This is a genomic window from Mesorhizobium sp. Z1-4 (assembly GCF_004000235.1).
Lineage (GTDB): Bacteria > Pseudomonadota > Alphaproteobacteria > Rhizobiales > Rhizobiaceae > RCIO01.
The window spans coordinates 257,184-280,191 of the sequence record NZ_RCIO01000002.1 but is presented as its reverse complement, the minus strand read 5'-3'; the positions used below and the strand labels follow the sequence as shown (position 1 = coordinate 280,191).

General features: G+C 62.9%; 19 protein-coding genes. 4 read left to right on the top strand and 15 right to left on the bottom strand.

Annotated elements, in window-relative coordinates; all coding sequences use genetic code 11:
* Positions 1 to 10: 10 nt before the first annotated feature.
* Positions 11 to 1,309 carry an adenylosuccinate synthase gene (locus EP165_RS08380; protein ID WP_127521409.1) on the bottom strand — a complete coding sequence of 433 codons (1,299 nt, stop codon included), beginning with the start codon at positions 1,307 to 1,309 and terminating at the stop codon, positions 11 to 13.
* 203 nt (positions 1,310 to 1,512) lie between these two features.
* Between EP165_RS08380 and EP165_RS08375 the strand changes: the two genes are divergently transcribed.
* On the top strand, positions 1,513 to 2,421 hold the full coding sequence (locus tag EP165_RS08375) for a DMT family transporter (protein WP_127521407.1): 909 nt from the start codon (positions 1,513 to 1,515) through the stop codon (positions 2,419 to 2,421).
* Here the strand turns inward: EP165_RS08375 and serA are convergent.
* The 7 genes from serA to EP165_RS08340 all read right to left on the bottom strand — a co-directional run bounded on the left by serA (position 2,418) and on the right by EP165_RS08340 (position 11,404).
* Positions 2,418 to 4,016 carry a phosphoglycerate dehydrogenase gene (gene serA / locus EP165_RS08370; protein WP_127521405.1) on the bottom strand — a complete coding sequence of 533 codons (1,599 nt, stop codon included), beginning with the start codon at positions 4,014 to 4,016 and terminating at the stop codon, positions 2,418 to 2,420. The two genes, EP165_RS08375 and serA, sit on opposite strands and share 4 nt — an antisense overlap.
* A 64-nt stretch (positions 4,017 to 4,080) precedes the next feature.
* Positions 4,081 to 5,256, bottom strand: coding sequence for a phosphoserine transaminase (locus tag EP165_RS08365; RefSeq protein WP_127521403.1), 1,176 nt, complete (start codon positions 5,254 to 5,256; stop codon positions 4,081 to 4,083).
* 182 nt (positions 5,257 to 5,438) lie between these two features.
* Positions 5,439 to 6,299: an outer membrane protein gene (locus EP165_RS08360; RefSeq protein WP_127521401.1), complete on the bottom strand. Its 861-nt coding sequence runs from the start codon at positions 6,297 to 6,299 to the stop codon at positions 5,439 to 5,441.
* A gap of 182 nt (positions 6,300 to 6,481) precedes the next feature.
* Entirely contained in the window at positions 6,482 to 7,339 is an 858-nt protein-coding gene (locus tag EP165_RS08355; RefSeq protein ID WP_127521399.1) for an outer membrane protein, read from the bottom strand.
* 188 nt (positions 7,340 to 7,527) lie between these two features.
* A complete protein-coding gene (gene glmM / locus EP165_RS08350) occupies positions 7,528 to 8,880 on the bottom strand; it encodes a phosphoglucosamine mutase (RefSeq protein WP_127521397.1) in 1,353 nt (450 codons plus the stop codon).
* A 170-nt stretch (positions 8,881 to 9,050) separates the two neighbouring features.
* Positions 9,051 to 10,112, bottom strand: coding sequence for an SO2930 family diheme c-type cytochrome (locus EP165_RS08345; RefSeq protein WP_206075885.1), 1,062 nt, complete (start codon positions 10,110 to 10,112; stop codon positions 9,051 to 9,053).
* Between the two features lie 32 nt (positions 10,113 to 10,144).
* Positions 10,145 to 11,404: a parallel beta-helix domain-containing protein gene (locus tag EP165_RS08340; protein WP_127521395.1), complete on the bottom strand. Its 1,260-nt coding sequence runs from the start codon at positions 11,402 to 11,404 to the stop codon at positions 10,145 to 10,147.
* Positions 11,405 to 11,482: 78 nt separating this feature from the next.
* Between EP165_RS08340 and EP165_RS08335 the strand changes: the two genes are divergently transcribed.
* Together EP165_RS08335 and EP165_RS08330 are read left to right on the top strand one after the other, a co-directional pair.
* Positions 11,483 to 12,118, top strand: a complete 636-nt coding sequence (locus EP165_RS08335; RefSeq protein WP_164742984.1) for a TetR/AcrR family transcriptional regulator — start codon at positions 11,483 to 11,485, stop codon at positions 12,116 to 12,118.
* A 470-nt stretch (positions 12,119 to 12,588) separates the two neighbouring features.
* On the top strand, positions 12,589 to 12,960 hold the full coding sequence (locus tag EP165_RS08330; protein ID WP_127521391.1) for a hypothetical protein: 372 nt from the start codon (positions 12,589 to 12,591) through the stop codon (positions 12,958 to 12,960).
* Positions 12,961 to 12,976: 16 nt separating this feature from the next.
* Here the strand turns inward: EP165_RS08330 and EP165_RS08325 are convergent, their stop codons facing one another.
* The 5 genes from EP165_RS08325 to pal all read right to left on the bottom strand — a co-directional run bounded on the left by EP165_RS08325 (position 12,977) and on the right by pal (position 19,009).
* Positions 12,977 to 13,813 (bottom strand): DUF4344 domain-containing metallopeptidase, encoded by an 837-nt coding sequence (locus EP165_RS08325; RefSeq protein ID WP_127521389.1) that lies wholly within the window; start codon positions 13,811 to 13,813, stop codon positions 12,977 to 12,979.
* Between the two features lie 110 nt (positions 13,814 to 13,923).
* Positions 13,924 to 15,861, bottom strand: coding sequence for an ATP-dependent zinc metalloprotease FtsH (gene ftsH, locus EP165_RS08320; RefSeq protein WP_127521387.1), 1,938 nt, complete (start codon positions 15,859 to 15,861; stop codon positions 13,924 to 13,926).
* A gap of 105 nt (positions 15,862 to 15,966) precedes the next feature.
* Positions 15,967 to 17,358: a tRNA lysidine(34) synthetase TilS gene (gene tilS / locus EP165_RS08315; protein WP_127521385.1), complete on the bottom strand. Its 1,392-nt coding sequence runs from the start codon at positions 17,356 to 17,358 to the stop codon at positions 15,967 to 15,969.
* A 13-nt stretch (positions 17,359 to 17,371) separates the two neighbouring features.
* Positions 17,372 to 18,352 carry a tol-pal system protein YbgF gene (gene ybgF / locus EP165_RS08310; protein ID WP_127521383.1) on the bottom strand — a complete coding sequence of 327 codons (981 nt, stop codon included), beginning with the start codon at positions 18,350 to 18,352 and terminating at the stop codon, positions 17,372 to 17,374.
* A gap of 153 nt (positions 18,353 to 18,505) precedes the next feature.
* Positions 18,506 to 19,009 carry a peptidoglycan-associated lipoprotein Pal gene (gene pal, locus EP165_RS08305; protein WP_127521381.1) on the bottom strand — a complete coding sequence of 168 codons (504 nt, stop codon included), beginning with the start codon at positions 19,007 to 19,009 and terminating at the stop codon, positions 18,506 to 18,508.
* Positions 19,010 to 19,258: 249 nt separating this feature from the next.
* Between pal and EP165_RS08300 the strand changes: the two genes are divergently transcribed.
* Entirely contained in the window at positions 19,259 to 20,590 is a 1,332-nt protein-coding gene (locus EP165_RS08300; RefSeq protein WP_127521379.1) for an MFS transporter, read from the top strand.
* Positions 20,591 to 20,596: 6 nt separating this feature from the next.
* On the opposite strand, the gene tolB is transcribed toward EP165_RS08300, so the two are convergent.
* Together tolB and tolA are read right to left on the bottom strand one after the other, a co-directional pair.
* The gene (gene tolB, locus EP165_RS08295; protein ID WP_245440106.1) at positions 20,597 to 21,877 is read right to left on the bottom strand and encodes a Tol-Pal system beta propeller repeat protein TolB; all 1,281 of its coding nucleotides are present in this window, start codon (positions 21,875 to 21,877) and stop codon (positions 20,597 to 20,599) included.
* A 72-nt stretch (positions 21,878 to 21,949) separates the two neighbouring features.
* On the bottom strand, positions 21,950 to 23,002 hold the full coding sequence (gene tolA / locus EP165_RS08290; RefSeq protein ID WP_127521375.1) for a cell envelope integrity protein TolA: 1,053 nt from the start codon (positions 23,000 to 23,002) through the stop codon (positions 21,950 to 21,952).
* Positions 23,003 to 23,008 lie beyond the last annotated feature (6 nt).

Genomic DNA, 23,008 nt, shown 5'->3' with positions numbered 1-23,008 from the left:
ACGCGCGACCCTAGTCTTGAAATGGATCGGTCACAAGTATCGTGTCATCCCGCTCGGGGCTCGTCGAGAGCAGCGCGACCGGAGCACCGATCAGCTCCTCGACCCTGCGCACATATTTGATCGCCTGCGCCGGCAGCTGGCTCCAGCTTCGCGCGCCCGCCGTTGTGGATTTCCATCCTTCCAGCGTTTCGTAGATGGGTTCGACCCGCGCCTGCGCGCCCTGGCTCGCCGGCAGGTAGTCGATCTCCTCGCCGTCGAGGCGGTAGCCGGTGCAAACCCTGATTTCGTCCAGCCCGTCGAGCACGTCGAGTTTGGTCAGAGCGATACCGTCGATTCCGTTGACCGCCACCGACTGGCGCACAAGCACGGCATCGAACCAGCCGCAGCGGCGCTTGCGCCCGGTAACGACGCCAAACTCCTTGCCGGTCGTGCCCAGATATTCGCCGACCTCATCGGTGAGCTCGGTGGGAAACGGCCCTTCGCCGACGCGCGTCGTGTAGGCCTTGGTGATGCCGAGAACGAAACCGATCGTCCCCGGCCCGACACCGGAACCGCCGGCCGCCTGCCCTGAAACCGTGTTCGACGAGGTCACGAACGGATATGTGCCGTGGTCGATGTCGAGCAAAGTACCCTGGGCACCCTCGAACAGGATGCGCCGGCCCGCGCGCCGTGCATCGTCCAGAATTTTCCACACCCGGTCGACATAGGGCAGAACGCGGTCCGAAACCGCTTTCAGCTCTTCCATGATCGCCTCATGCTTGGCTTCCACATGCCCGAGGCCGCGCCGCAAGGCATTGTGATGCGTCAGCAGCGCATCCACCTTCGCAGGCAGCGTATCCATGTCGTCCAGATCCATCACCCGAATTGCCCGCCGCCCGACCTTGTCTTCATAAGCGGGTCCGATACCGCGCCGGGTGGTGCCGATTTTGGTTCCCGAGTTGGAGGCCGCGTCCTCGCGGTAACCGTCGAGTTCCCTGTGTAGTGACAGGATAAGCGCGGTGTTTTCGGCGATTTTCAGGCAGTCCGGCGTGATTTCCACGCCCTGCTCCTTCAGCCGGTCCACTTCGGCGATAAAGGCATGCGGGTCGAACACCACGCCATTGCCGATCACCGACAGTTTCCCGGTACGCACGACACCGGACGGCAGCAGCGAGAGCTTGTAGACCTTGCCGTCCACCACCAGCGTGTGGCCGGCATTGTGACCGCCCTGGAAGCGAACCACCACGTCGGCGCGCTCCGACAGCCAGTCGACAATCTTGCCTTTGCCTTCGTCGCCCCACTGCGAGCCGACAACCACCACGTTGGCCATGGATATTTCCTTGAAATCAGAGGCGGAAACCGCCGGAAAATGACAGGGCTCTATACCGGCACCTTGGCCCGCTTGCGACCCCTCATTGAGGCCTCGGGTGCGTTTCACCCCGCTTAAGCGGCAATTTCTGCTCCCCTGGCGCATTTACCGGCGTTCGGCCGGCGTGTAGAGCTCGGCTTCCCGCCCAAGGAAGCGCCCCGCATATGCAACGCACCGCTTATCTTCTGCTGATGCTGACCACCCTGTTCTGGGGCGGCAACGCTGTCGCGGGCAAACTCGCCGTCGGCCATATCTCGCCTTTTCTGCTCACCAGTTTCCGCTGGGGGTTTGCGATGGTGGTGCTGATCCTGATCGGCCATCGCCGGCTGCGTGCCGACTGGCCAACGGCGCGCAGGCATCTGCCTCTGCTGTTCGCGCTGGGCGCAACCGGCTTCACGCTGTTCAACGCCACCATGTACTCCGCTCTGCACTACACCTCGGCGATCAACGTTTCGATCGAGCAGGCGGCGGTGCCGATGTTCATCTTCCTCGCCAACTTCCTGCTCTTTCGCACCGGAGTGACCTGGATACAGATCGGCGGTTTCGCGCTGACGATTGTCGGCGTTGCGCTCACCGCCAGCAATGGCGACCTTGCCAGGCTCGCCGGGTTGCAGGTCAATCTCGGCGACGCGCTGATGATCCTGGCGATAGTCTTTTACGGCGGTTACACGGTCGCGCTGCGCTTCAAGCCGCAGCTGCACTGGCAAAGCCTGATGATCGTATTGGTCACCTCGGCCTTCATCGCCTCGATACCGTTTTCACTGTTCGAATGGCAGCGTGACACGATGATCCTACCCGACCTCCGGGGCTGGGCGATCGCCATCTACGCCGGTATTTTTCCGTCCATTCTGAGCCAGGTCTTCTATATACGCGGCGTTGAAATCATCGGCTCGAACCGCGCTTCGCTGTTCATAAATCTGGTGCCGATCTGGGGCACGCTTCTGTCCGTGCTCGTGCTCGGCGAGTTCTTCCAGCTCTATCACGCGGTAGCGCTGCTGCTGGTGATGGGCGGCATCTGGATCGCGGAAAACTCCGGCCGCAAGGCCGCGGCCGAAGCGTTTCGCAATCCTTAAGCCCCGACGTCGAACCTGAGCGGCTTCGCCGAAATGATCGACTCATGCGCGCGCACTTCCTCCAGCACATCCGGCGGGAACGGCGCGTCGAGATAGAGCAGCGCGATCGCATCGCCGCCCGGCCGGTTTCGTCCGAGCTGGAAGTTGGCGATGTTTACGCCGTTTTTGCCGCACACCGTCCCCAGCAGGCCGATAATGCCCGGCGCATCGGAGTTCGTGGTGTAGAGCATGTGCTCCCCCACCTCCGCATCGATGTTGATGCCCTTGATCTGGATGAAGCGCGGCTTGCCGTCCGAGAAACAGGTGCCGGCAATCGCCCGTGTGCGCTCTTTGGTCTTCACCGTCAGCTTTATGTAGCCGTCGAACACACCCGACTTGTCGCGCCGGACTTCCGAAACGACGACGCCACGTTCCTTCACCATGATGGGCGCCGAAACCATGTTGACGTCTGCAACCTGCGGCCGGATCAGGCCGGCAAGAGCGGCACTTTTAAGCGCCTGCGTATTCATCGTTGCAGTGGAGCCGTCGAACAGGATCTCGACCTCCTGGATCGGCTCGTCGGTCACCTGGCCGACAAACGCGCCCAGCACCTCGGCAAGCTTGACGAAAGGCTTCAATCGCGGCGCTTCCTCCGCGGTAATCGATGGCATGTTGATGGCGTTGGAAACCGCGCCCTTGACCAGATAGTCGGCCATCTGCTCGGCCACCTGAAGCGCCACATTCTCCTGCGCTTCCGACGTCGCGGCACCCAGATGCGGCGTGCAGACCACGTTTTCGAATGCAAAGAACGGGCTTTCTGTAGCTGGCTCAGTTTCAAACACGTCGATGCCCGCGCCGGCCACTTTGCCGGATTTCAGAGCTTCCACCAGATCAGCCTCGTTGATCAGGCCGCCGCGCGCGCAATTGATGATGCGCACGCCGTCTTTCATCTTTGCGATGGCGGCCTTGTCGATGATGTTGCGCGTTTTGTCGGTGAGCGGCGTATGCAGCGTGATGAAGTCGGCGCGGGCAAAAAGCTCGTCGAGCTCCACCTTTTCCACCCCCAGTTCCGAGGCGCGCTGCTCGCGCAGGAACGGATCGAACGCGATCACATGCATTTTGAGGCCTACGCCCCGCATCGCCACGATCGAACCGATGTTGCCGCAGCCGATCACACCCAGTGTCTTGCCCGTGATCTCCACGCCCATGAAGCGGTTCTTCTCCCACTTGCCGGCATGCGTCGAGCTGTTGGCCTCGGGAATTTGACGCGCCACCGAAAACAGCATCGCAACGGCATGTTCGGCGGTCGTGATCGAGTTTCCGAATGGCGTGTTCATCACGATGATGCCGCGCCGGCTGGCCGCCGGGATATCGACATTGTCGACGCCGATGCCGGCGCGGCCGACAACCTTGAGATTGGTCGCGGCGTTGATCAGCTTTTCGGTGACCTTCGTGGCCGACCTGATCGCCAGACCGTCATATTGGGGAATGGCTTCGAGCAGCTTGTCCTTGTCCTTGCCGAGGTCCGGCAGGTAGTCGACCTCGACGCCGCGATCCTTGAAAATCTGCACGGCGGTGGGCGAAAGCTTGTCGGAAACGAGTACGCGGGGCGCCATATCGGCCTCCTTGGGTAGTTGTCGTCATGTGGGAAGCGGCCGCCGCGCGGGCGGCCGAATTGAATCAGGCTGCAGCCTTAAGCGCCGCTTTCTGGGTAGCGAACGCCCAGTCGAGCCACGGCATCAGCGCCTCCAGATCGGAGGTCTCGACCGTCGCGCCGCACCAGATCCGCAATCCGGGCGGAGCGTCGCGATAGGCGCCGATGTCGTAGGCGACACCTTCCTTGTCGAGCATCGATGCAAGTGCCTTGGCGAAAGCCGCCTGTGCGTCCTTGTCGAGCGAGGCGACTTCCGGATCTGTGATCGACAGACAGACGGAGGTGTTCGAGCTCGTCTGCGGAACCACCGCCAGGTTGCCGAGCCAGCCCGCCGAGGCAACGAAGCGGTCGATGACCGCCTTGTTGGCGTCCGCCCTTGCAATCAGCGCGTCCAGCCCGCCGATTTCCTTCGCCCAGTTGAGGGCATCGAGATAGTCCTCGACCGCCAGCATCGAGGGCGTATTGATGGTCTCGCCGCGGAAGATGCCGTCGATCAGCTTGCCGCCCTTGGTGAGGCGGAAGATCTTCGGCAGCGGCCAGGCAGGCGAATAGCTTTCCAGGCGGGCAACCGCGCGCGGGCTCAGGATCAGCATTCCATGCGCGGCCTCGCCGCCCAGCACTTTCTGCCAGGAGAAGGTCACCACATCGAGCTTTTCGAAATCGAGCCGCTGCGCAAAGGCCGCCGAGGTCGCGTCGCAGATCGTCAGGCCCTTGCGGTCTGCGGGAATGAAGTCGCCATCGGGCACGCGAACGCCCGACGTCGTGCCGTTCCAGGTGAACACCACATCGCGGTCGAAATCGAGCTTGGCAAGATCGGGCAGCTCGCCGTAAGGCGCGTCGAAGCTGCGCGTGTCCTTCAGCTTCAGCTGCTTGACGACGTCGGTCACCCAGCCGGAGCCGAAGCTCTCCCATGCAACCATGTCGACGCCGCGCTCGCCCAGCAGCGACCAGAGCGCCATCTCCACCGCGCCCGTGTCGGACGCCGGTACGATGCCGATCAGGTGGCTGTCGGGCACCTGCAGCACTTCGCGCGTCAGTTCGATCGCGGCGAGCAGTTTGGATTTGCCGATTTTGGCCCGGTGCGAGCGGCCGAGTGCCGCGTCCTGGAGCGCTGCTAGCGACCAACCGGGACGTTTGGTGCAGGGACCTGAAGAAAAATTGGGGTTCGCCGGACGGAGTCCGGGCTTGGGTAGGTTCGTCATCGTGGTTCTATCCTCTCAGATAGCTCGCCCCTCGTTGGGGAGGGGTGGCCCACGGACGGCGTTACTGCTTTTCGCCTTCTTCGGTCAAGCACATTCTACCAAAGCACCACACAATCGGTGCGCAAAAAAATAGGCGGGCTCGAGGCCCGCCAGTCGTCGTTCGGGTCCCAGTCCGAATGAACTCACCAGATTTCGTAGCGCAGTCCCAGCTTCACCTCGTGCTGGGTGAAGCCCGGGTCGGTGGTTTGTGTGCCGGAGGCGCCGAGTGCCCGGTCGGCGGCGGTAAACTCTGACATCGGGCCGCCGGAGATCTTCTTGTACTTGTATCCGAGCCGCACTTTCAGCTTGTCATTGATGTCGTAGGCCATGCCGGCCATTGCGGCATAGGAAAAGCGCCAGCTGCTCTGACCGTTCGCCGTCGTCGGCGTTGTAGCCGTCGCAGGACAGGCAACGCCGCCTGACACGCAGGCATAGGTGCTGGAAAGGTTTGTCCAGGAGACATGCGTCACACCGGCGCCGGCGCCGACATAGGGCGTGAAGCCGGCAAACGTTCCAAGATCGACGTAACCATTGGCCATCACGGTGGTGCCGTTCAATGTCGCGCTGTCATTCGAGACACAGGTCGTGCCGGCGGCAAAACCGGCGCAGGGCGTCGCGAAGGTGCGCGTACCGTTGAAGCGTATGTTGAAGCGTTCGGCCGTCAGGTCGGCACGTATCAGGTCCGTGAAGGCGTAGCCGAAACCGATGCCGTAGGAGATACCGCCCGCTACCGAAGCGGTGGTAAAGGCCGCCGAGCCGTAAGTTCCCGTGCCCACATTGAAGACACGGTAGTTGAAGGCTCCGTCGGCTGAAGTCGCAAAGGCATATCCGACGCTGCCGCGCAGATACCACCCGCTGCCCACCTCGACCGGCACGATTTCCTGCAGCGGCCCCACGCTGTCTTCGATCACCATCGGCGGGTCGTAGTCGGCCGCGTAGAGCGGAAGAACCGGCAGGAGCGCGATGGTTGCTGCTGAAGCCAACAAACGGACGGTATGGCGCATGGTGCAAACTCCGATGGCGCAAGCTGCCTGGGCCCGCGCGCTGCTTATCTCGGAGCATTGTTAACTATGATGGTTAAGTGCCGGTTAAGGCTAACAAATCCTTTTCACGCCCATTCGCGGGTCCAAACGCAGCGAAGCCGCCCGGCCTTGCGGCGGGGCGGCTTCCGGTGAGCTGGCCTGTCTTATTTATAGACGACCGGAGGCAGGGGCTCGGGTTCGTACGGGATGAATTCCTGCTTTTTGCCGCAGCCCGCGTTTCCGCCGCCGAACTGGTAGCGTACACCTGCACGGCCTTCGTGCACGTCGATGCCGCTATCGAAGCCGGGGCCGGCCTGCGGTGCGTATTCAAACATGCGACCGCCCGAAATCCGCATGAAGCGGTAGCCGACATCGACGGCCCAGTTCGGGTTGATGCAGTAGGATGCGCCGGCCATGAGGGCCCAGGCGAAGCGCCAGTTGGTAGCGCCGGTATGAACCGTGGTGGTGCCGCCTACTGTGTTGCGCAGATCGTCCCACTTGATCCGCGCGCCGCCGATACCGGCGCCGACATAAGGCGTGACCTTGTGCCAGGTCCCGAGATCGACATAGGCGTTCGCCATGGCAACGATCGCGCTGTAGGCAGAAGAATCTGCCGAGGTACAGGCGCCCCCGCCGCCGCAGACACCGGACGTCTGGCCGGTGAAGGTCGACCGGAAGAAGTAGTCGGCCGTCAGGTCGGCACGGAACCACTTGTTGATCTTGTAACCGACACCGAGACCGCCGGAGAATGCGCCGCGCAGGTTCCCGAAATCGAAGCGGCCGAGACCACCCGGAGTGCCGTAGGTAATGTAGTTTGCACCGCGGAAGGTCGACAGATGATAGTCGATGTCGCCGCGCAGGTACCAGCCGCCGTAGGAATGCTCGACCGGGATCGGTTCGTTGTAGATCGGCGGCGGAGCTTCGATGATCGGCGGCTCGTAGATATCTGCGGCCATTGCCGGGGCAGCCATACCGGCGATCAACACAGCGCCCAGCATCACCGGTTTCGCAAGTCTCAACATGTGGAGCGACCCTTGGTTTTTCCCGGCGCGGATGCCGGATCGATTGAAATCCCACCCAGCATGCCAGCTAAAAGTTAAGCGGCGCTTAACCCTAACTTTTTACCTTAATAACTGGTGTTCAGCCGCGCCCGCACAAACAAAAAGCCCGCCTCGGGAGGCGGGCTTTTTCGTTGTACTTTGGATAACAGCTATGCTGCCGAGCGCGTTTCCGAAATGGCGCCGACAATGTCGTCGACCACACTCTCTATCAGCGCCCGGTCGTCTGCCTCCGCCATCACGCGGATCAGCGGTTCCGTGCCTGAAGGCCGGATGACCAGCCGGCCGTTTTCCCCGAGCCTGGCCCGCGCATCGTCGATCATCGCCTTCACGGGCGCGCTCTCCAGCGGCTTGCCGCCGGCAAAGCGCACATTCTTTAAGAGCTGCGGCACCGGCTCGAATTTGCTGCACACTTCGCTCGCCGGCTTGTCCTCGCGTTTGATGCAGGCCAGCACCTGCAGCGCGGCCAGCAGCCCGTCGCCGGTGGTCGAGAAATCCGAAAGCACAATGTGGCCCGACTGTTCGCCGCCGACATTGTAGCCATGCGCCCGCATGTGCTCGACCACGTAGCGGTCGCCCACCTTGGTGCGGTGCAGCCCGAGCTTGCGTCCGGTCAGAAACCGCTCAAGCCCGAGATTGGACATGATGGTCGCAACCACGCCCCCGCCCGAGAGGCGTTCGGCCTCCTGCCAGCTCTGCGCGATCAGCGCCATGATCTGGTCGCCATCGATCACGGTGCCGTTTTCGTCGACAATCACCACACGGTCGGCGTCGCCATCGAGCGCAATGCCGATATCGGCCCGCACTTCATGCACTTTCTTGGAAAGACCGTAGGGATGGGTCGAGCCGCATTCTTCATTGATGTTGAAGCCATTGGGGTCGACCCCCATGGTCACAACCTCGGCGCCCAGCTCCCAAAGTGCAGCGGGCGCAACCTTGTAGGCTGCGCCGTTGGCGCAATCGACCACAATGCGCAGGCCCGACAGCGACATGGAACGCGGCAGGGTGCGCTTGGCGAACTCGATATAGCGGTCATGCACGCCGTCGACGCGTTTCGCGCGGCCAAGCGCGGTCGGCGCGGCCAGCGAGCTCGACAGGTCCTGGCTCAGCAGCGATTCAATGCGGTTTTCGATCTCGTCGGAGAGCTTGTAGCCGTCGGGGCCAAACAGCTTGATGCCGTTGTCGTGGAATGGGTTATGCGAGGCCGAAATCATCACGCCGATATCGGCGCGCAGCGAGCGGGCAAGCATCGAGACGGCCGGGGTCGGCACTGGACCGAGCAGGAAGACATCCATGCCGGCGGCGCAGAAGCCCGCAACCAGAGCGTTTTCGATCATATAGCCTGAGAGGCGCGTATCCTTGCCGAGAACGACCCGGTGGCGGTGATCGCCGCGCTGGAAAACCACCCCGGCGGCCATGCCGACTTTCATCGCGATCTCGGCCGTCATCGGAAAGCTGTTCGCTTTGCCGCGAATGCCATCCGTGCCGAAATATTTCTTCGTCATGTTTTTACCGGCTTTCCCCACATGTCCCTCGCAAGACTTTTGCCACATACGCCCCAGTACCGGAGATCACAATATGTGATGCCCTGTTACGATTTCCGTGCTGGCAAGGCGGAAACTTGGCTGATGCTTAACAACAGGTTGGGGCACTATCCGGGCGGAGGCGCGGAAATCTAGCCGTCCATTTCGGCAATCCATGCCCTGAGCAGTTCCACTGCGTCCCGATCGTGCAGAGATCGGCCGAGCTCGGGCATCATCACGCCCGGCTCCGTGCTGTCGACGCGGTAGATGAGGATCGACCCGTCGGGGTCGCCCGGTTTGATGTCGAATTCCCGGTCGCCGGCGCCCCTGCCGGCTGCAACCGGCCGCTTCAAAATACCGAGGGCGGTGCGGTCTTTCTCACCCCAGGTGAGGAAAAGCCCCGAATTGCTCGCCGGTCCTTCGCGCCGGTGGCAATGCGCGCAATTCACGTCGAGCCAGGCGCGGGCGCGCGTTTCGAGCGGCGCATCGACATCGAAAGCACCCGGTACGGCCTCGACGTCCGCTGGCTCCGGCGCGCCCTCAAGCATGCCTAGCGCGATCCAGTATTCAAGCTGGTTTTGGGCCCCATCCCTATAGGCGAAATCACCGTTGAGATTGCGCGCCTTGGGACCGATCGGCACGATCTCGCCGTTCAGCGCATGGCAGCCCTTGCATTGGTTCTTGTTTGGCACCGAATAGGCGACCGCGAGCGGCGTGCCGTCCTCCGCAATTGTGTCGACCGGCACCTTGGCGCCGGCGATTTTCAACTCCGCATCGCTCTGCTCGTCGTTCCACAGATACGCCCAGGCCTGCCAGCCGCCTTCCTGGTGCAGCAGCACTCGCGTCTCGATGAGACGGATATCCTTGTCCGGCTGCCGGAAATCAGCGGGAAAAGCGAAGGTCTTGATCAGCGCGGTGCCTGCCGGAAACTCGAAGGCTTCATCCGCCGCGAACTCCGCTGCGGTGCCCTCGGGCAGATAGACAAAGCGGAATTTCAGCGCCTTGTCCGAAAACAGCGGCGTGTTGATCGCGAAGGGCACAACGCCCACCGCCGGCTCCTGCGCGGTCATGTCGGCGAAGAAGCCGAACTCCGACAGAAGCCTCGGCGGCTTCTTTGCCGACACCGCGTTGTCCGAAATTGCCTGCGACTGCGAGACGGGCAGCAGAAGTGCTGTCGCCAGCCACGCGGCCTTTGCAAATCGGCTCAGCATCATTCTGCGCATTCTTGTCGGGCCTTATGGCGGGATCACGCCCCGCCGTCCTGCGGCAGCTTCACCGGCTCCGGTTCAGGCAGGCTGCCCGCATAGTCGGCGATGTCGGTGTCGGGCCACCAGCCCCAAGGCAGGAGCATCTGCGAAATCATCTTGAGGTTGGCAAAGCTCGTGCCCTCGGGTTCCGAAATGTAGATGCGGTTCTCGGCCGAGACCCAGGAGAAATACTCCGGGATACGCGTCACGCCGTCCCAGACGATGTCGGGCACCGGTTCGCCGATCACATCGGTGATGATCTTGCCGACCTCGCCGTCGGGCGCAAAGCCGCCATCGCCATAGTCATTGTCGTGGACATACACGCCGCGCGGCACGAACATGTAGCTGTCGTCGTCATAGTCGTTCGGATAGGCGGCGATCAGAACATGCGTTGTGCCGTTGCCGGAAAGCCGGTTGCCGAACACGTGCACATTGCGGTTGGCCATTACCATGATGCCCATGCCCTTCGGCACGATTCCGACAATGTTACCCTCCGGCGCAAAGTTCGGCGTGTCGTTGTCCATCACGTCGTTGTCGAAAACGCGAATGTCGTGACCGCCCTGCACCGGCAGGTTGGGCAGATCGAAGATCAGAATACCGCCGGTATTGTGGGTCGCGGTGTTGCCGTAGACATCGGCGCGGAAAGAATTCTCGATCTCGATGCCGGCGACATTGTACTCGGCAGTCGAATTGCGAACGATGATGTCCTCGCTCTGACCGACATAGATGCCGGCATCCGAAGCGCCGCGCACCAGAACGTTGTCGATCAGCACGTTCTTTGACGAAACGGGGTAGACGCCATAGGCGCCATTGTCCTCATGCGGCCCGTTGGTCCACTCGACTCTCAGGTCGCGAAAGGTAATCTCGTTCGAGCCCTTGGATTTGATGCCGTCGCCCTTGGTGTCCTCCACTGCGAAATCGCGCAGGATCACCTTGTCGGAAGTAATGAGCAGCCCCTCGCCCGCGCCGGTTTGTCCCTTGAAGGAGAGCACGGTGCGCTCAGCGCCCTCGCCACGCACGGTCACATTGTCGACGTCGAGCGAGAGACCGTCGGTGAGATCGTAGCGTCCGGCTGCAATCGTCACCGTGTCGCCTGGCTCGGCCAGTATCAGCGCCTCGATGAGGCGTTCATTCGCTCCTTCGCCTGGCTCGACGCGGTGATCCGCCGCAAACACCGCGGTGGCCGAAAACACCAATGTCGAGAAGGCCAGCGCGGCGGCTGCCGGAAGCGGCTTTGGAACGCACGAAGGTGACGGCATGGCACTCCTCCCTTTGCCAGTGCGGTCACGATGCGCCCGGGCTGGACGGCTGTCAAGAAAACTGAAAGAGTTTCACTTATGAATCAGGGTGCTGACCGCAGCGCAGTGCCGCGGCAAAGGCGCAGCCTTCGCACCCGCGCTGCATTGCTGCACGCGGTTGGAGAGCTCGTCGCGGCCGAGGGGCCCGAAGCAGTCACCACCACACGGGTGGCTGCCGAGACAGGCGTCGCCGTGGGCACAATCTACCGTTATTTCGCCGACCGGGATGCCCTGCTGCTGGCGGCTTACGATGAAACGGTCGGCCGTATCGTCGCGGTCTGCAACGGCGCCCTTTCCGCACTGCCGAAGACCACCGGCGCGCCCCGGGCCGCCGGCATCCTGCTGCGCAGCTACCTTGACGCGGCCGAGGCCATACCCGCCCATTCCGGGCTGCTGCGTGCGATGCGCTCCGCAAGGCCGGTGGACAAGGACCTTTCCGCCAACCGGAATGAAATCATACGCGGTATCCTCGCCCCATTTCTCGCCCGGTTCCTCCCGGACGTGGACGTGCCGCAGGCCGCAGTCCTGATGATCAATGCCACAATAGGCACCCTCGTCGATCTCTACCTCGTGACCGAGGACCGCACCGACCGCGACTGGCTGCGCAAGGAGACCGAGGCCTATTTGGCGTTCGTGGTAGCACGGCTGGAAGGCACGACTCACGCGTCCGAATAGCTGCCCCTCGTTTTACGAGACACAACCAGAGATACACTTCCATGACACCGTCGTCGCGAATGCATCTCTCAAGTAAATAATTTCGCGTCGAAAAAGATGTAATTAACTGAGCAATTCAATCTCGCAACTACTGTACTGAAACTCAATGATGTGAGAATAACTGCAACTCTGAGTCGAGTAGACTCGAATCGTCAGTTTCGTTGCTGAAAATCACTTTAGACATGGGAGGGAGGCTCGATGTCGAGGCCCTTGTTGACAGTTGATGAGATGGAGCGGGTAAATTCGGCAGGCAGGGAGCGGGGCTGTCATCGCTGTGGCGCCGGAGAACCGGGAACCGCATCGGGCAACTTTGTGCCGGAATACCACCCGCCCCGGATATTCGGAACCACCTCTGTGGTGATTCCCAGTTGCCTCAGCTGCAGCCGGATCGCGGGCGCCCACGTCACCATATCTGTGCACCGGCGTTTCAAATGCGCGTGATTTCGCGGCAGGTCAGGCTGGAATACAACAGCTTCTACGTTGCCGGCTCGCGCAATGTAGATGTGCCGGCCCCGCGGGCCGGCCAGCACCACATTGCAAGCAATGATTGCATCAATGTGGGCTGCAGGATGTGGCACGACGGCGAAATCCGCATCGAGATCGGCGGCGCGAACGATGTGGTCCCGGTGGGCAAGCCGCGGCTCGACGTGATGATCGCCACGCCGCACAGCGAGATTGTGCTGTTCGATGCCAACCACCCGGAGCTAGCACGCTGGCCTGTCGAACGGCGCGACACCCGTGTCAGGGTCTGGACAAACCACGCGACCGAACCGGACTACATCCAGATCATCGTTGGCGCTTAGCGGTGGCAGGTGGCGCCTACCGCGCCTCGTTGCGCATGTAGTCCGCCAGCAGCTCCGCGTGTGCCTGTCCCAGCTCGTAGCAATAGGTGATCGTGCGCTCGGCGGGATCCCAGAACGCGTTTGGTTCGCCACAGCTCGCCATCTGGAAGTCGATACCGCTGTCGAGCAGGAAAGCGTCGGCAATCAGTTCCTTCGCCATCTCAAGCATTCCTGCCTCGCGGAATGCCGCCGCATAGACGGCGAGGTCGGGCTGCGAAACCTCTTCATATGTGATTGTGACGGGTGTCTCGCCGCTTTCGCGCAGATGCGGTTCCAGCAGCCGAAACCAGCTCGAGGCGGTCTGCTGATATTCCCACACGCAGCTTTCGCGGCGTTCTTCCGGCATCTCCTCCACAGCTTCAAGGCCGCCGAATGTCTCCGCATCGTGGCCGATCATCATGCACACGATCGCGTAGGCGCGCTGCTCCTCCACACTGTGTTCGTCCCAGAACTCGAAATCGGCGCCGGCCGCTCCGGCCGCGGCACCGGTCAGAAACCAGCTGTCGGACGCATCTATCAGCGCGTTGTCGTAGACCGTATTGTCGCTTTCCAGAATGACGATCGTGGACAGGGCATCCACTGCATCCTCCTCGCGTCCAAGCACCGGCAGCTCGAACTCGGAAATCAGCATGTGGCCTGCCTCATGCATCAGCACAAAAAGCGCGTTGCCGAACACGAACTCCCAAACTTCTTCGGCCTGTTCCTCGCTGAGGCCGGCAAACTCTGCCGGAACTTCGTCCTGGGCGCCGGAAGGTCCTGAAAGCCAGGCAGATACGACAAGTGCCGCCGCAAGTTTCGAAAAGGTGTTTTGCATGATTGTCTCCCCGCATCTCTGACCGCAGGGCAACCGCCCGCCGCCCAAGCAAAAAAGGCCGGAGCTTTGACGCTCCGGCCTTTCAGTCGCATCATTTCTTGAGCGAAACCTTAACTCGGCTGCGGCTCCATGCCGCCTTCCGGCTCACCGCCATCCTTCTTGCGGCCCTCGGCGCGCGGACCGGCCTTCGGTACGGCGGGACCGCGCGGCGCGGGAGTATCGTCGCCGAGATCGCGTTTGGGCTTTTCGCCCTTCAGCAGCTGCTTGATCTCATCGCCAGACAGCGTCTCGTATTCGAGCAGGCCCTCAGCGATAGCCATCCAGCCCTTCTTTTTCTTGGTCAGGATCGAACGCGCGGTGTCATAGGCCTCATCGATAAGCCGCCGTACTTCGGCATCGATGATCTGCTGTGTTTCTTCCGACATGTTCTGCTGGCGCGCCACCGAATGGCCCAGGAACACTTCTTCCTGGTTGTCACCATAGGCAACCCGCCCGAGTTTGTCGGAGAAGCCCCAGCGCGTCACCATCGCACGGGCGAGCTTGGTCGCCTGGTCGATGTCGGAGGCAGCACCCGAGGTGATGTTCTCCTTGCCGAACTTGATCTCCTCGGCAACGCGCCCACCCATCATGATCGCCAGCCGCGACACCATGTACTTGTAGCTCATGGAGTAGCGGTCGCCCTCGGGCAGCTGCATCACCATGCCAAGCGCGCGCCCGCGCGGGATGATCGTCGCCTTGTGCAGCGGGTCGGACGAAGGCACTTCCAGCGCCACGATCGCATGGCCCGCTTCATGATAGGCGGTGAGTTCCTTCTCGGCCTGCGTCATCGCCGACGAACGCCGCTCGGCGCCCATCATGATCTTGTCCTTGGCGTCCTCGAACTCGGCCATCGTCACAAGGCGCTTGTTGCGCCTTGCAGCCATGAGGGCGGCTTCGTTGACGAGGTTGGCAAGGTCCGCACCGGAGAAGCCCGGCGTGCCGCGCGCAATCACCTTGAGGTCGACATTCGGCGCCAGCGGCACGTTGCGCACGTGAACCTTGAGTATCTTCTCGCGGCCGATAATGTCCGGGTTCGGCACCACCACCTGGCGGTCGAAGCGGCCCGGGCGCAGCAGCGCCGGGTCCAGCACGTCCGGCCGGTTGGTGGCCGCGATCAGGATAATGCCTTCATTGGCCTCGAAGCCGTCCATCTCGACCAGCAGCTGGTTCAGCGTCTGCTCGCGCTCGTCATTGCCGCCGCCGAGGCCGGCACCGCGATGCCGGCCCACGGCGTCGATCTCGTCGATGAAGATGATGCAGGGCGCGTTCTTTTTGGCTTGCTCGAACATGTCGCGCACGCGGCTGGCACCCACACCGACAAACATCTCCACGAAGTCCGAGCCCGAGATGGTGAAGAAGGGCACATTGGCTTCGCCTGCCACCGAGCGCGCCAGAAGCGTCTTGCCGGTGCCGGGAGGACCGACGAGCAGCACGCCGCGCGGGATCTTGCCACCGAGCCGCTGGAACTTCTGCGGGTCGCGCAGGAATTCGACAATCTCCTCGAGGTCCTGCTTGGCCTCGTCGACGCCGGCGACGTCCTGGAAGGTGACGCGCCCATGCGCCTCGGTCAAAAGCTTGGCTTTCGACTTGCCGAAGCCCATCGCCCGGCCGGAGCCCGACTGCATCTGGCGCATGAAGAATATCCATACGCCAAGGATGAGCAGCATCGGCAGCCATGAAATCAGATAACCGAAGATCGAATTCGAGCCGTCGCTTTCGGGGCGAACGTTGATGGTCACGCCGCGGTCTTCAAGCCGCTGCACCAGCGTCTGGTCGCCTGGCGAATAGGTCTGGAACCCGGAACTGGAATCCGAATAGGTGCCCGAGATCCTGTCGCCGGTGATCGTCACCGACTGGATGCGGCCATTGTCGAGCTGCTGCAGGAATTCCGAATACGCGATTTCGCGCGAAGCGCCGCGCTGTTGCGGCTGCTGGAACAGGTTGAAAAGCGCGATCAGCAGGACCGCGATGATGGCCCACAGCGCAAGGTTGCGATAGTTCGGATTCATGAGGTGTCCCGGTTAGGTTGGGGGAACGGCCAAATCTGTTGATCCCGTTCTCTTCTAAACATAGGGAGCGCCCGGTGGATTGCCAAGCGCGACCGCTAGTCTCGGTTAAGTTCCGCGCATGCTTCGCCCGTTGAGCGGAGGTTCGGACACGGCGCGCGCACCGATCAATGAAAAAACCGCCCGCGCCGGAGCAAGATCGAACGACGGCAGATATCGCGCCCAGGGCGCTGCGACCGGCTCGCATGTAGTACCTTCAACGTCTCCGGCAAGACCGATACACTCACCGCCGCGCCAGACAGCCGGCTGCCGCGCAACCGCCGCTCGCGCAAGCCGGGGCGGCACATCGCCCGGCGCTTCTTTCACATGCGCCTCTACCGCGCTTGCGTCCGTTTCTCCAACCGCCATCCCGGCACCGTCCGGGAGCCCGATACGATAGCGTCCATCCCAGAACGGCGATATGGCGCCACGCGCCGGCAGGTTCCGGTTTTCGCGATAAAGGAAAACCCCGCCGCTGCTGCGTTCCGCCACCGCGCCTGCCAGCGTCAGCCGCGCCGGCCCTTCTGCGAGCGCGGCAAGAGCCTGCGCGCTTCGCCCTTCGTCAGGCAGAAATGTCTGCCCGCCTGCCGTCGAAAGCAGAATACGCAACGCGTAGATCGCAGCGCTCCTTTCGGGAGCATCCAACATCGCCGGGTCGATCCTGATCAGCCCCGGCATCGGCATAGTTGAATACCGGTCGATCAACGCGCCTGCGTTGTCGCCCAGCGCGCGCCGCAGCTCGGCCGCAGCGCATGCCGCTTCGCCAGATAAGTCGATCTCTTCATTGTTCAGCATTGCCCGCATGCGCACGCGCTCATAGCGAACATCTTCGTTGCTCGGGTCGTCGATCCACCCGCCGCCGGCACGCTTTAGCGCATCGCGCAATGCCGTTCGCCGCACGCCAAGCAGCGGTCGAGCAAACCATGTCGCACCGTCGTATAGCGTTGCCTCGGCGATACCTGCGCCACCCCGCCCGCCCTCGCCGCGCGCCGCGCGCATGGCAACCGTCTCGGCCTGGTCGTCCATCGTATGCGCCACAAGAACGAGGTCTGTACCCGCCTCTTGGGCGGCCTGGGACAAGAGCCTGTGGCGGGCCTCGCGCGCCGCTTCCATCAGTCCGGTCGCTGGCTTTGCGGCATCCCAGGCGAGTGTCCGATGCTCCATGTCAAGGCGCGCCGCAGCTTCGGCGACGAACCGCGCCTCGGCAGCAGCCTCCGCGCGCAGGCGGTGATCCACGGTTGCGGCAACCAGCCTCAGCGACGGAAACTGGCGCCGCGCATAGCTGGCGAAAAGTTGCATCAGCGCCATGGAATCGCTGCCGCCGGAAACGGCAAGCACAACACAATCGCGGCCGGCGAGCGCCAGCCTGTCGAAATCTTCGTCGAATTCTGGAATCGGCGGCAATCCGCCATTCGGGCGCGTCGATCGCGCCATACCGGTCATCGGTGAAATACTGTCCACCCGACCGCCAACCTCAGCAGGAAGCTCGCGCCTGCTCGACCTTCACGCGCTCCAGCACGGCGGTGGAGGCTTGCGGGTAACGGTTTTTCACTTCCGAAAGCGTTGCGCACGCCACATCGCGTTGGTCCATCGCGACCAGTGAAACGCCGAGCTTCAGCATCATTTCCGGCGCCTTGCGTGCGTCGGGATAGTCCCGGTTGGCACCGAGGAAAACCTGCGCCGCTTCGCGATATTTCTCCTGACCGAGCAACGCCTCGCCAAGCCAGAACCGGGCGTCGGCCGCGCGTGTGTCGTTCGGAAACGCTTCGACATGACGCCGGAACCCGGCTTCCGCCGCATCGTAATCGCCCGCCAGCACAAACTCATATGCGGACCGGTAGAGTTCATCCGGATCGGATGTTTCGGGCAGCGCAGCCACTTGTGTTCCGTCCGTGCTTGGTACGCCATTTTCTACGCCCGGCAGACCGTTGTCGTCGACCTGCGCGCCAACCACATTGCCGTCCTTGTCGAAAGTGACGCTGCCCAGCGTACGCGGCGGTGTAGCCGGCGCCGAGGCTGTCTCGGTCGTGCCGTCGGTGTTCTCGATGATTTCCTCAACATTGCTGTTGTCGGATTTCTGCATCGCCGGCTGCGCGCCACCCTTTTCGAGCTCCTGAAACCGGAACTCGTTGTCTTCCTGCATGCGCCGCAGCTGATCCTGCATCTGCAGCACCTGGAAGTTCAGCTCCTCGACCAGCCCGTTGAGCTGGCGCACCTGCTCTTCGAGCTGGATGACCCGCGGATCGCCTGCCTGCGCCAGCTGCACATAGCCCTGCTCCGGCATGCGCGGACCCGGCGCACGGATCTTCGGCACCGGCTGACGCTGGCCGAGCAGCGCGCCTCCCAATGTGACCAGACGGTCGACCTGTTGTTCATGTGAAGGTGCAGCATTCGCGCCGCCGCCGCATACGGCGAGCGCGGCAAATACGCCGCTGAAAATCATGGCCTTATACATCGCAATCCCGTTCAGATTCCGGACCCAAGCCCAATTCGGCCCGTCGAAAAGAAGCTCTTATCAAGCCGTGCAACTTCGGCCAAATTTTGTTGCCTGCCAATGCACAAAGGGCGGCCACCCGGCCGCCCTTTGAATGCGAACAATGTGCCGCCCTTAGCTCGACTGACCGCCAAGCAAAGTCACCGCGCGGCGATTCTGCGACCAGCAGGAAATGTCGTCGCACACCGCAACCGGCCTCTCCTTGCCGTAGGTAATCGTCTTGATGCGGGCAGCGGTCACGCCCCGGCTGACCAGAAAATCGCGTGCGGCGGCAGCGCGCCGCGCTCCCAGCGCCAGGTTGTATTCACGCGTTCCGCGTTCGTCCGCGTGGCCCTCAACCGTGATCGAGTAGTTCGGGTACTGGTTGAGCCACTGTGCCTGACGCGCCAGCGTGGCCTGCGCGTCGGCGCGGATCGCCGAGGAATCGGTGTCGAAGAAAATCCGGTCGCCGACATTGACCGTAAAGTCCTGCGACGAGCCCGGAGTGTTTGCGCCGCCGAGGCCAAGCTCCGCCGCGTTGTTCGGAACCTGGTTCCGCGATGCACAGCCCGCAACGGCCAGCACCGCCGCTAGGGCGATCATGACCGGCAGGCGCGTTGAAGACATGCTACGGCTCATGGCCGCCTCTCCTTCGAATTTGAATGTCTGCCTTGAGCATTCAGTAACCATGGGTCGGTTAACCGCTACTCAAGGGAATGGGTTAACGAAAAGTTTTTTCCCGAATCCGCGAAATGGCACCGAACGGGCCAATTGAGCGGATAATGCGGCATAAAATGGGCCAAACCATGCCGGCACAAGCCAGGCACAACCCTCACGCCCCGGCCGGCGCCCTTTTCAAAGGTTTTTCCGCGTCATAACAATCGCGCCATGATCGGCATTCTTTCAAATACCGCCTATGCAAGGTTGTTCGGCGCGCAGGTCATCGCCCTTGCGGGCACCGGGCTTTTGACGATCGCGCTAGGCCTTCTGGCATACGATCTTGCTGGCGACCGCGCAGGCGCGGTCCTGGGCACGGCGCTCACCATCAAGATGGTCGCATATGTGGCGCTCGCTCCGGTCGCCAACGCGATCGCCGTCCGGCTGCCGCGCAAGGCCCTGTTGATCGGCGCCGACCTGATCCGCGCCGCCGTCGCGCTGTGCCTGCCCTTCATCGGGTCGATCTGGCAGGTGTATGTGCTGATATTCGTGCTGCAGGCGGCGTCCGCGACCTTCACGCCCGCCTTTCAGGCAACCATCCCCGACATACTGGAAGACGAGGCCGACTACACCAAGGCGCTTTCGCTTTCACGGCTGGCTTATGAGCTCGAAAACCTTTTCAGCCCGGCACTGGCCGGCCTCCTGTTGCTCGTCACCAGCTACCACTGGCTTTTCGGCGGCACTTTCGCCGGTTTTCTGGGCTCCGCCTTGCTGGTCTGGCTGGCGCCGTTGCCGGCGAGAAAAGCCGTAGCAGGCCAGAGTTTCGTTGAGCGGCTGACACGCGGCCTGCGCATCTATCTCGCGACGCCGCGCCTGCGCGGCCTGCTGGCACTCAACATGGCGGCCGCTGCCGCCAGCGCCTTCGTCATCGTCAATACAGTGGTCGTGGTCAAAGCCGGCTTTGGCGGCACCCAAACCGACGTGGCAATCGCCTTCGGCGCCTTCGGCGTCGGTTCGATGATCGGCGCGCTCTCGCTTCCCCGATTGCTGGAGCACCTGTCCGACCGGCCGGTCATGATCGCTTCGGCGCTCGCGCTGAGCGTGATCACCCTGGCGCACGCGTTCTGGTTGCTCGGTGTCGGCCGCACCGGCTGGCCGGCCTTCCTCGCCATCTGGGCAATCAGCGGCGTCTTCTATTCGGCGCTGCTCACGCCGTCCGGCCGGCTGCTGCGTCGCTCCGCCCACGCCGAAGACCGGCCGGCGGTCTTTGCCGCGCAGTTCGCTTTGTCACACGCCTGCTGGCTGGTGACCTATCCGCTCGCCGGCTGGGTCGGCGTCGCGTTCGGCCTGCCCGTTGCGATGCTGGTGCTCGGCATTCTGGCTCTTCTAGGCGTCGCCGCCGCCGCCATCGTGTGGCCGGCGGGCGATCCGCGCGAGGCTACGCATGCGCATCCCGATCTGCCGCCAGACCATCCGCACCTGGACCGTCATGACGGTGTTGGGACGCATCGCCACGAGCTCATCATCGACGACATCCACCGCGCCTGGCCGGCGAAAAGCTGAGAGCCGCTACTCGAGAAGCGGCGACCAGGCCGGGTCCGACGCAAAGCTTGGCGTTTCGATCGTCTGTTTGTTGCGCCCGGTCAGGTCGATCGTATGCAGGCGCGGCCCGCCCGCACCCGCATTCTCGGAAAAGAACATGATCACCCGGCCGTTCGGCGCCCAGGTCGGACCTTCCTGAAGGAAGCCGTTGGAAAGGATGCGCTCGCCGGAACCGTCCGGCCGCATCACACCGATCTGGAACTCGCCGCCGGTCTGCTTGGTGAAAGCGATCAGGTCGCCGCGCGGCGACCATACAGGCGTCGAATAGGTTCCGTCGCCGAACGAGATGCGCTGCTGGTTGCTGCCATCCGCGCCCATCGCGTAAAGCTGTGCTCGTCCGCCGCGGTCGGAGGTGAACACGATGCGTGACCCGTCCGGCGAATAGGAAGGCGAGGTGTCGATCGAATTGGTGTTGGTCAGCCGCGTCGTGTTGCGGCTTCTCAGGTCGAGCGTGAAGATGTTGGAATTGCCGTCGTCGCGCAGCAGCGACATGATGACCTTCTGTCCGTCGGGCGAGAAACGCGGCGCAAACGTCATGTTCGGAAAGTTCGCCACCAGCTCGCGCTGCCCGGTCTCAAGCTGCAGCAGATAGACCTGCGGCCGCCCGTTCTCGTAGGACATGTAGGTGATTTCCTGCCGGTTGGGCGAAAAGCGCGGCGTCAGCACGATCGCACGTCCGTCGGTCAGGTGCCGCTGGTTGGCGCCGTCCTGGTCCATGATCGCCAGCCGTTTCACGCGCTCGTTTTTCGGTCCCGTCTCATCGACATAAACGATGCGGGTGTCGAAATAGCCCTTCTCGCCGGTCAGCCGCTCATAGATGGAATCGGCGATGATGTGCGCCACGCGGCGCCACTTGGCGCGGTCGGTGAAGAACTGCTCGCCCACCAGCTGCTGGCCGGCATAGGTATCCCAGAGACGGTAGACCACCTTCAGCCGTCCGTCGGTCTCCTGCGTCACCCGGCCGATGACAAGCGCCTGCGCATTGATCACCGTCCAGTCGGAAAAGCGGGGTGCGGCATCCGGGTTGGACGTCTTTTCGATGAAGGCAGCCTTGTCGATCGGAGCGAAGAGACCCGAGCGCCTGAGATCGGCCGTCACCACCGCCGCGATATCGGCGCCGGCATTGTCGGCTGACAGGAACTCGGCGATCGCGATCGGCAGCGGTTCCACGACGCCCTTGTTGACGTCGATCTCCAGCACCGCATGGGCCGGAAGCATGCCGCCTATCCCTGCCGCTGCCACGGTCATCAAGATCACGGTCAGCTTGCGCAGAAAACGTCTCATTCGCAAAACACCTTTCAATTGTCCGCAGGCTCCAGCCTAGAACATATCGCTGGGATCGAAATGGACGATCACATCCGCCCACGCTTCGTATTTGTCGCCCGGCAGATTGTAGGGCGCGCATTGCAGGATGGCGCGCCGCGCCGATTCCGCTGCCGCCCGCTCAACACTGCCGCCATTGCCGCCCGCCACGATCTCGGGACTGCTTTCCAGCGCCCCGCTGCGGTCAAGCTTGAACTGCACCGAAACTTTCAGGTTCTCCGCCTCGAGCGCTCCTGCCGGCACGTTCCAGCAGCGCTGGATCTGGCCGCGCAGCGCATCCATCTCGCTCTGGGTGAGTTTCTGGCCGGTTGTCGTGCGCTCGCCGCCCAGTGCCGCCTGTTCGGTTGAACGCAATGCGCCGCCGCCCTTGGTCTTTTCCTGGTTGAGCAGCGCCGCGATCTGGTCGGCATCGAACGACCGTTCCTGGTTCTGCGGACGGGCTGCCTGCTGTTCGGCCGGCTTCTCCGCGTCGCGGCGCTGCGGCGCTTTGGCCGTTTGTGCCTGCGGCGGTTGCGGCCGCGACTGCGGCGACGGTGCCTGCTCGGGCAGCTTGACCGCCTCGGCGTCCGGGCTTTCCGACACCGCTGTTTCGGGCGCGGGATCCGGCGTCACTTCCTGGCGCGGCTGCGGTTCCGGAGTGACTTCAGTAGCCGGCACCGGTGTCGGGTCGCTCTTCGGTTTCTCGACGGGCACTTCGGCCGGCTTTGCCGGCGTCGGCACAGGCTCGGGCTTCGGCAGCGCTGCCGTCTGCACTTCGCGCTTGCTGGCTTCCGCGTCGGCCGCCGTCTTGAGGTCGGTATCGTTGTCGCCGACATTCTTGGCCATCGGCACCGGCTCCGGCCGCACGGTCGGCGTCGGCGCTGCGCGCTCCGCCACAGGTGCCTTGCGCTCGCCTTGCTGGATTTGCGTGATCGTTTCGATCGGTACGATATCGACCGGAAACGCCTCGACATCGGCCACTTCCAACGCCTGCGGCGCCGAAAGCGCCACAAGGCCGAAGCCAAGCAGCGCTACGTGTGCGACCGTCGAGACTGTAAGCCCGGTCTTCATGGGAGC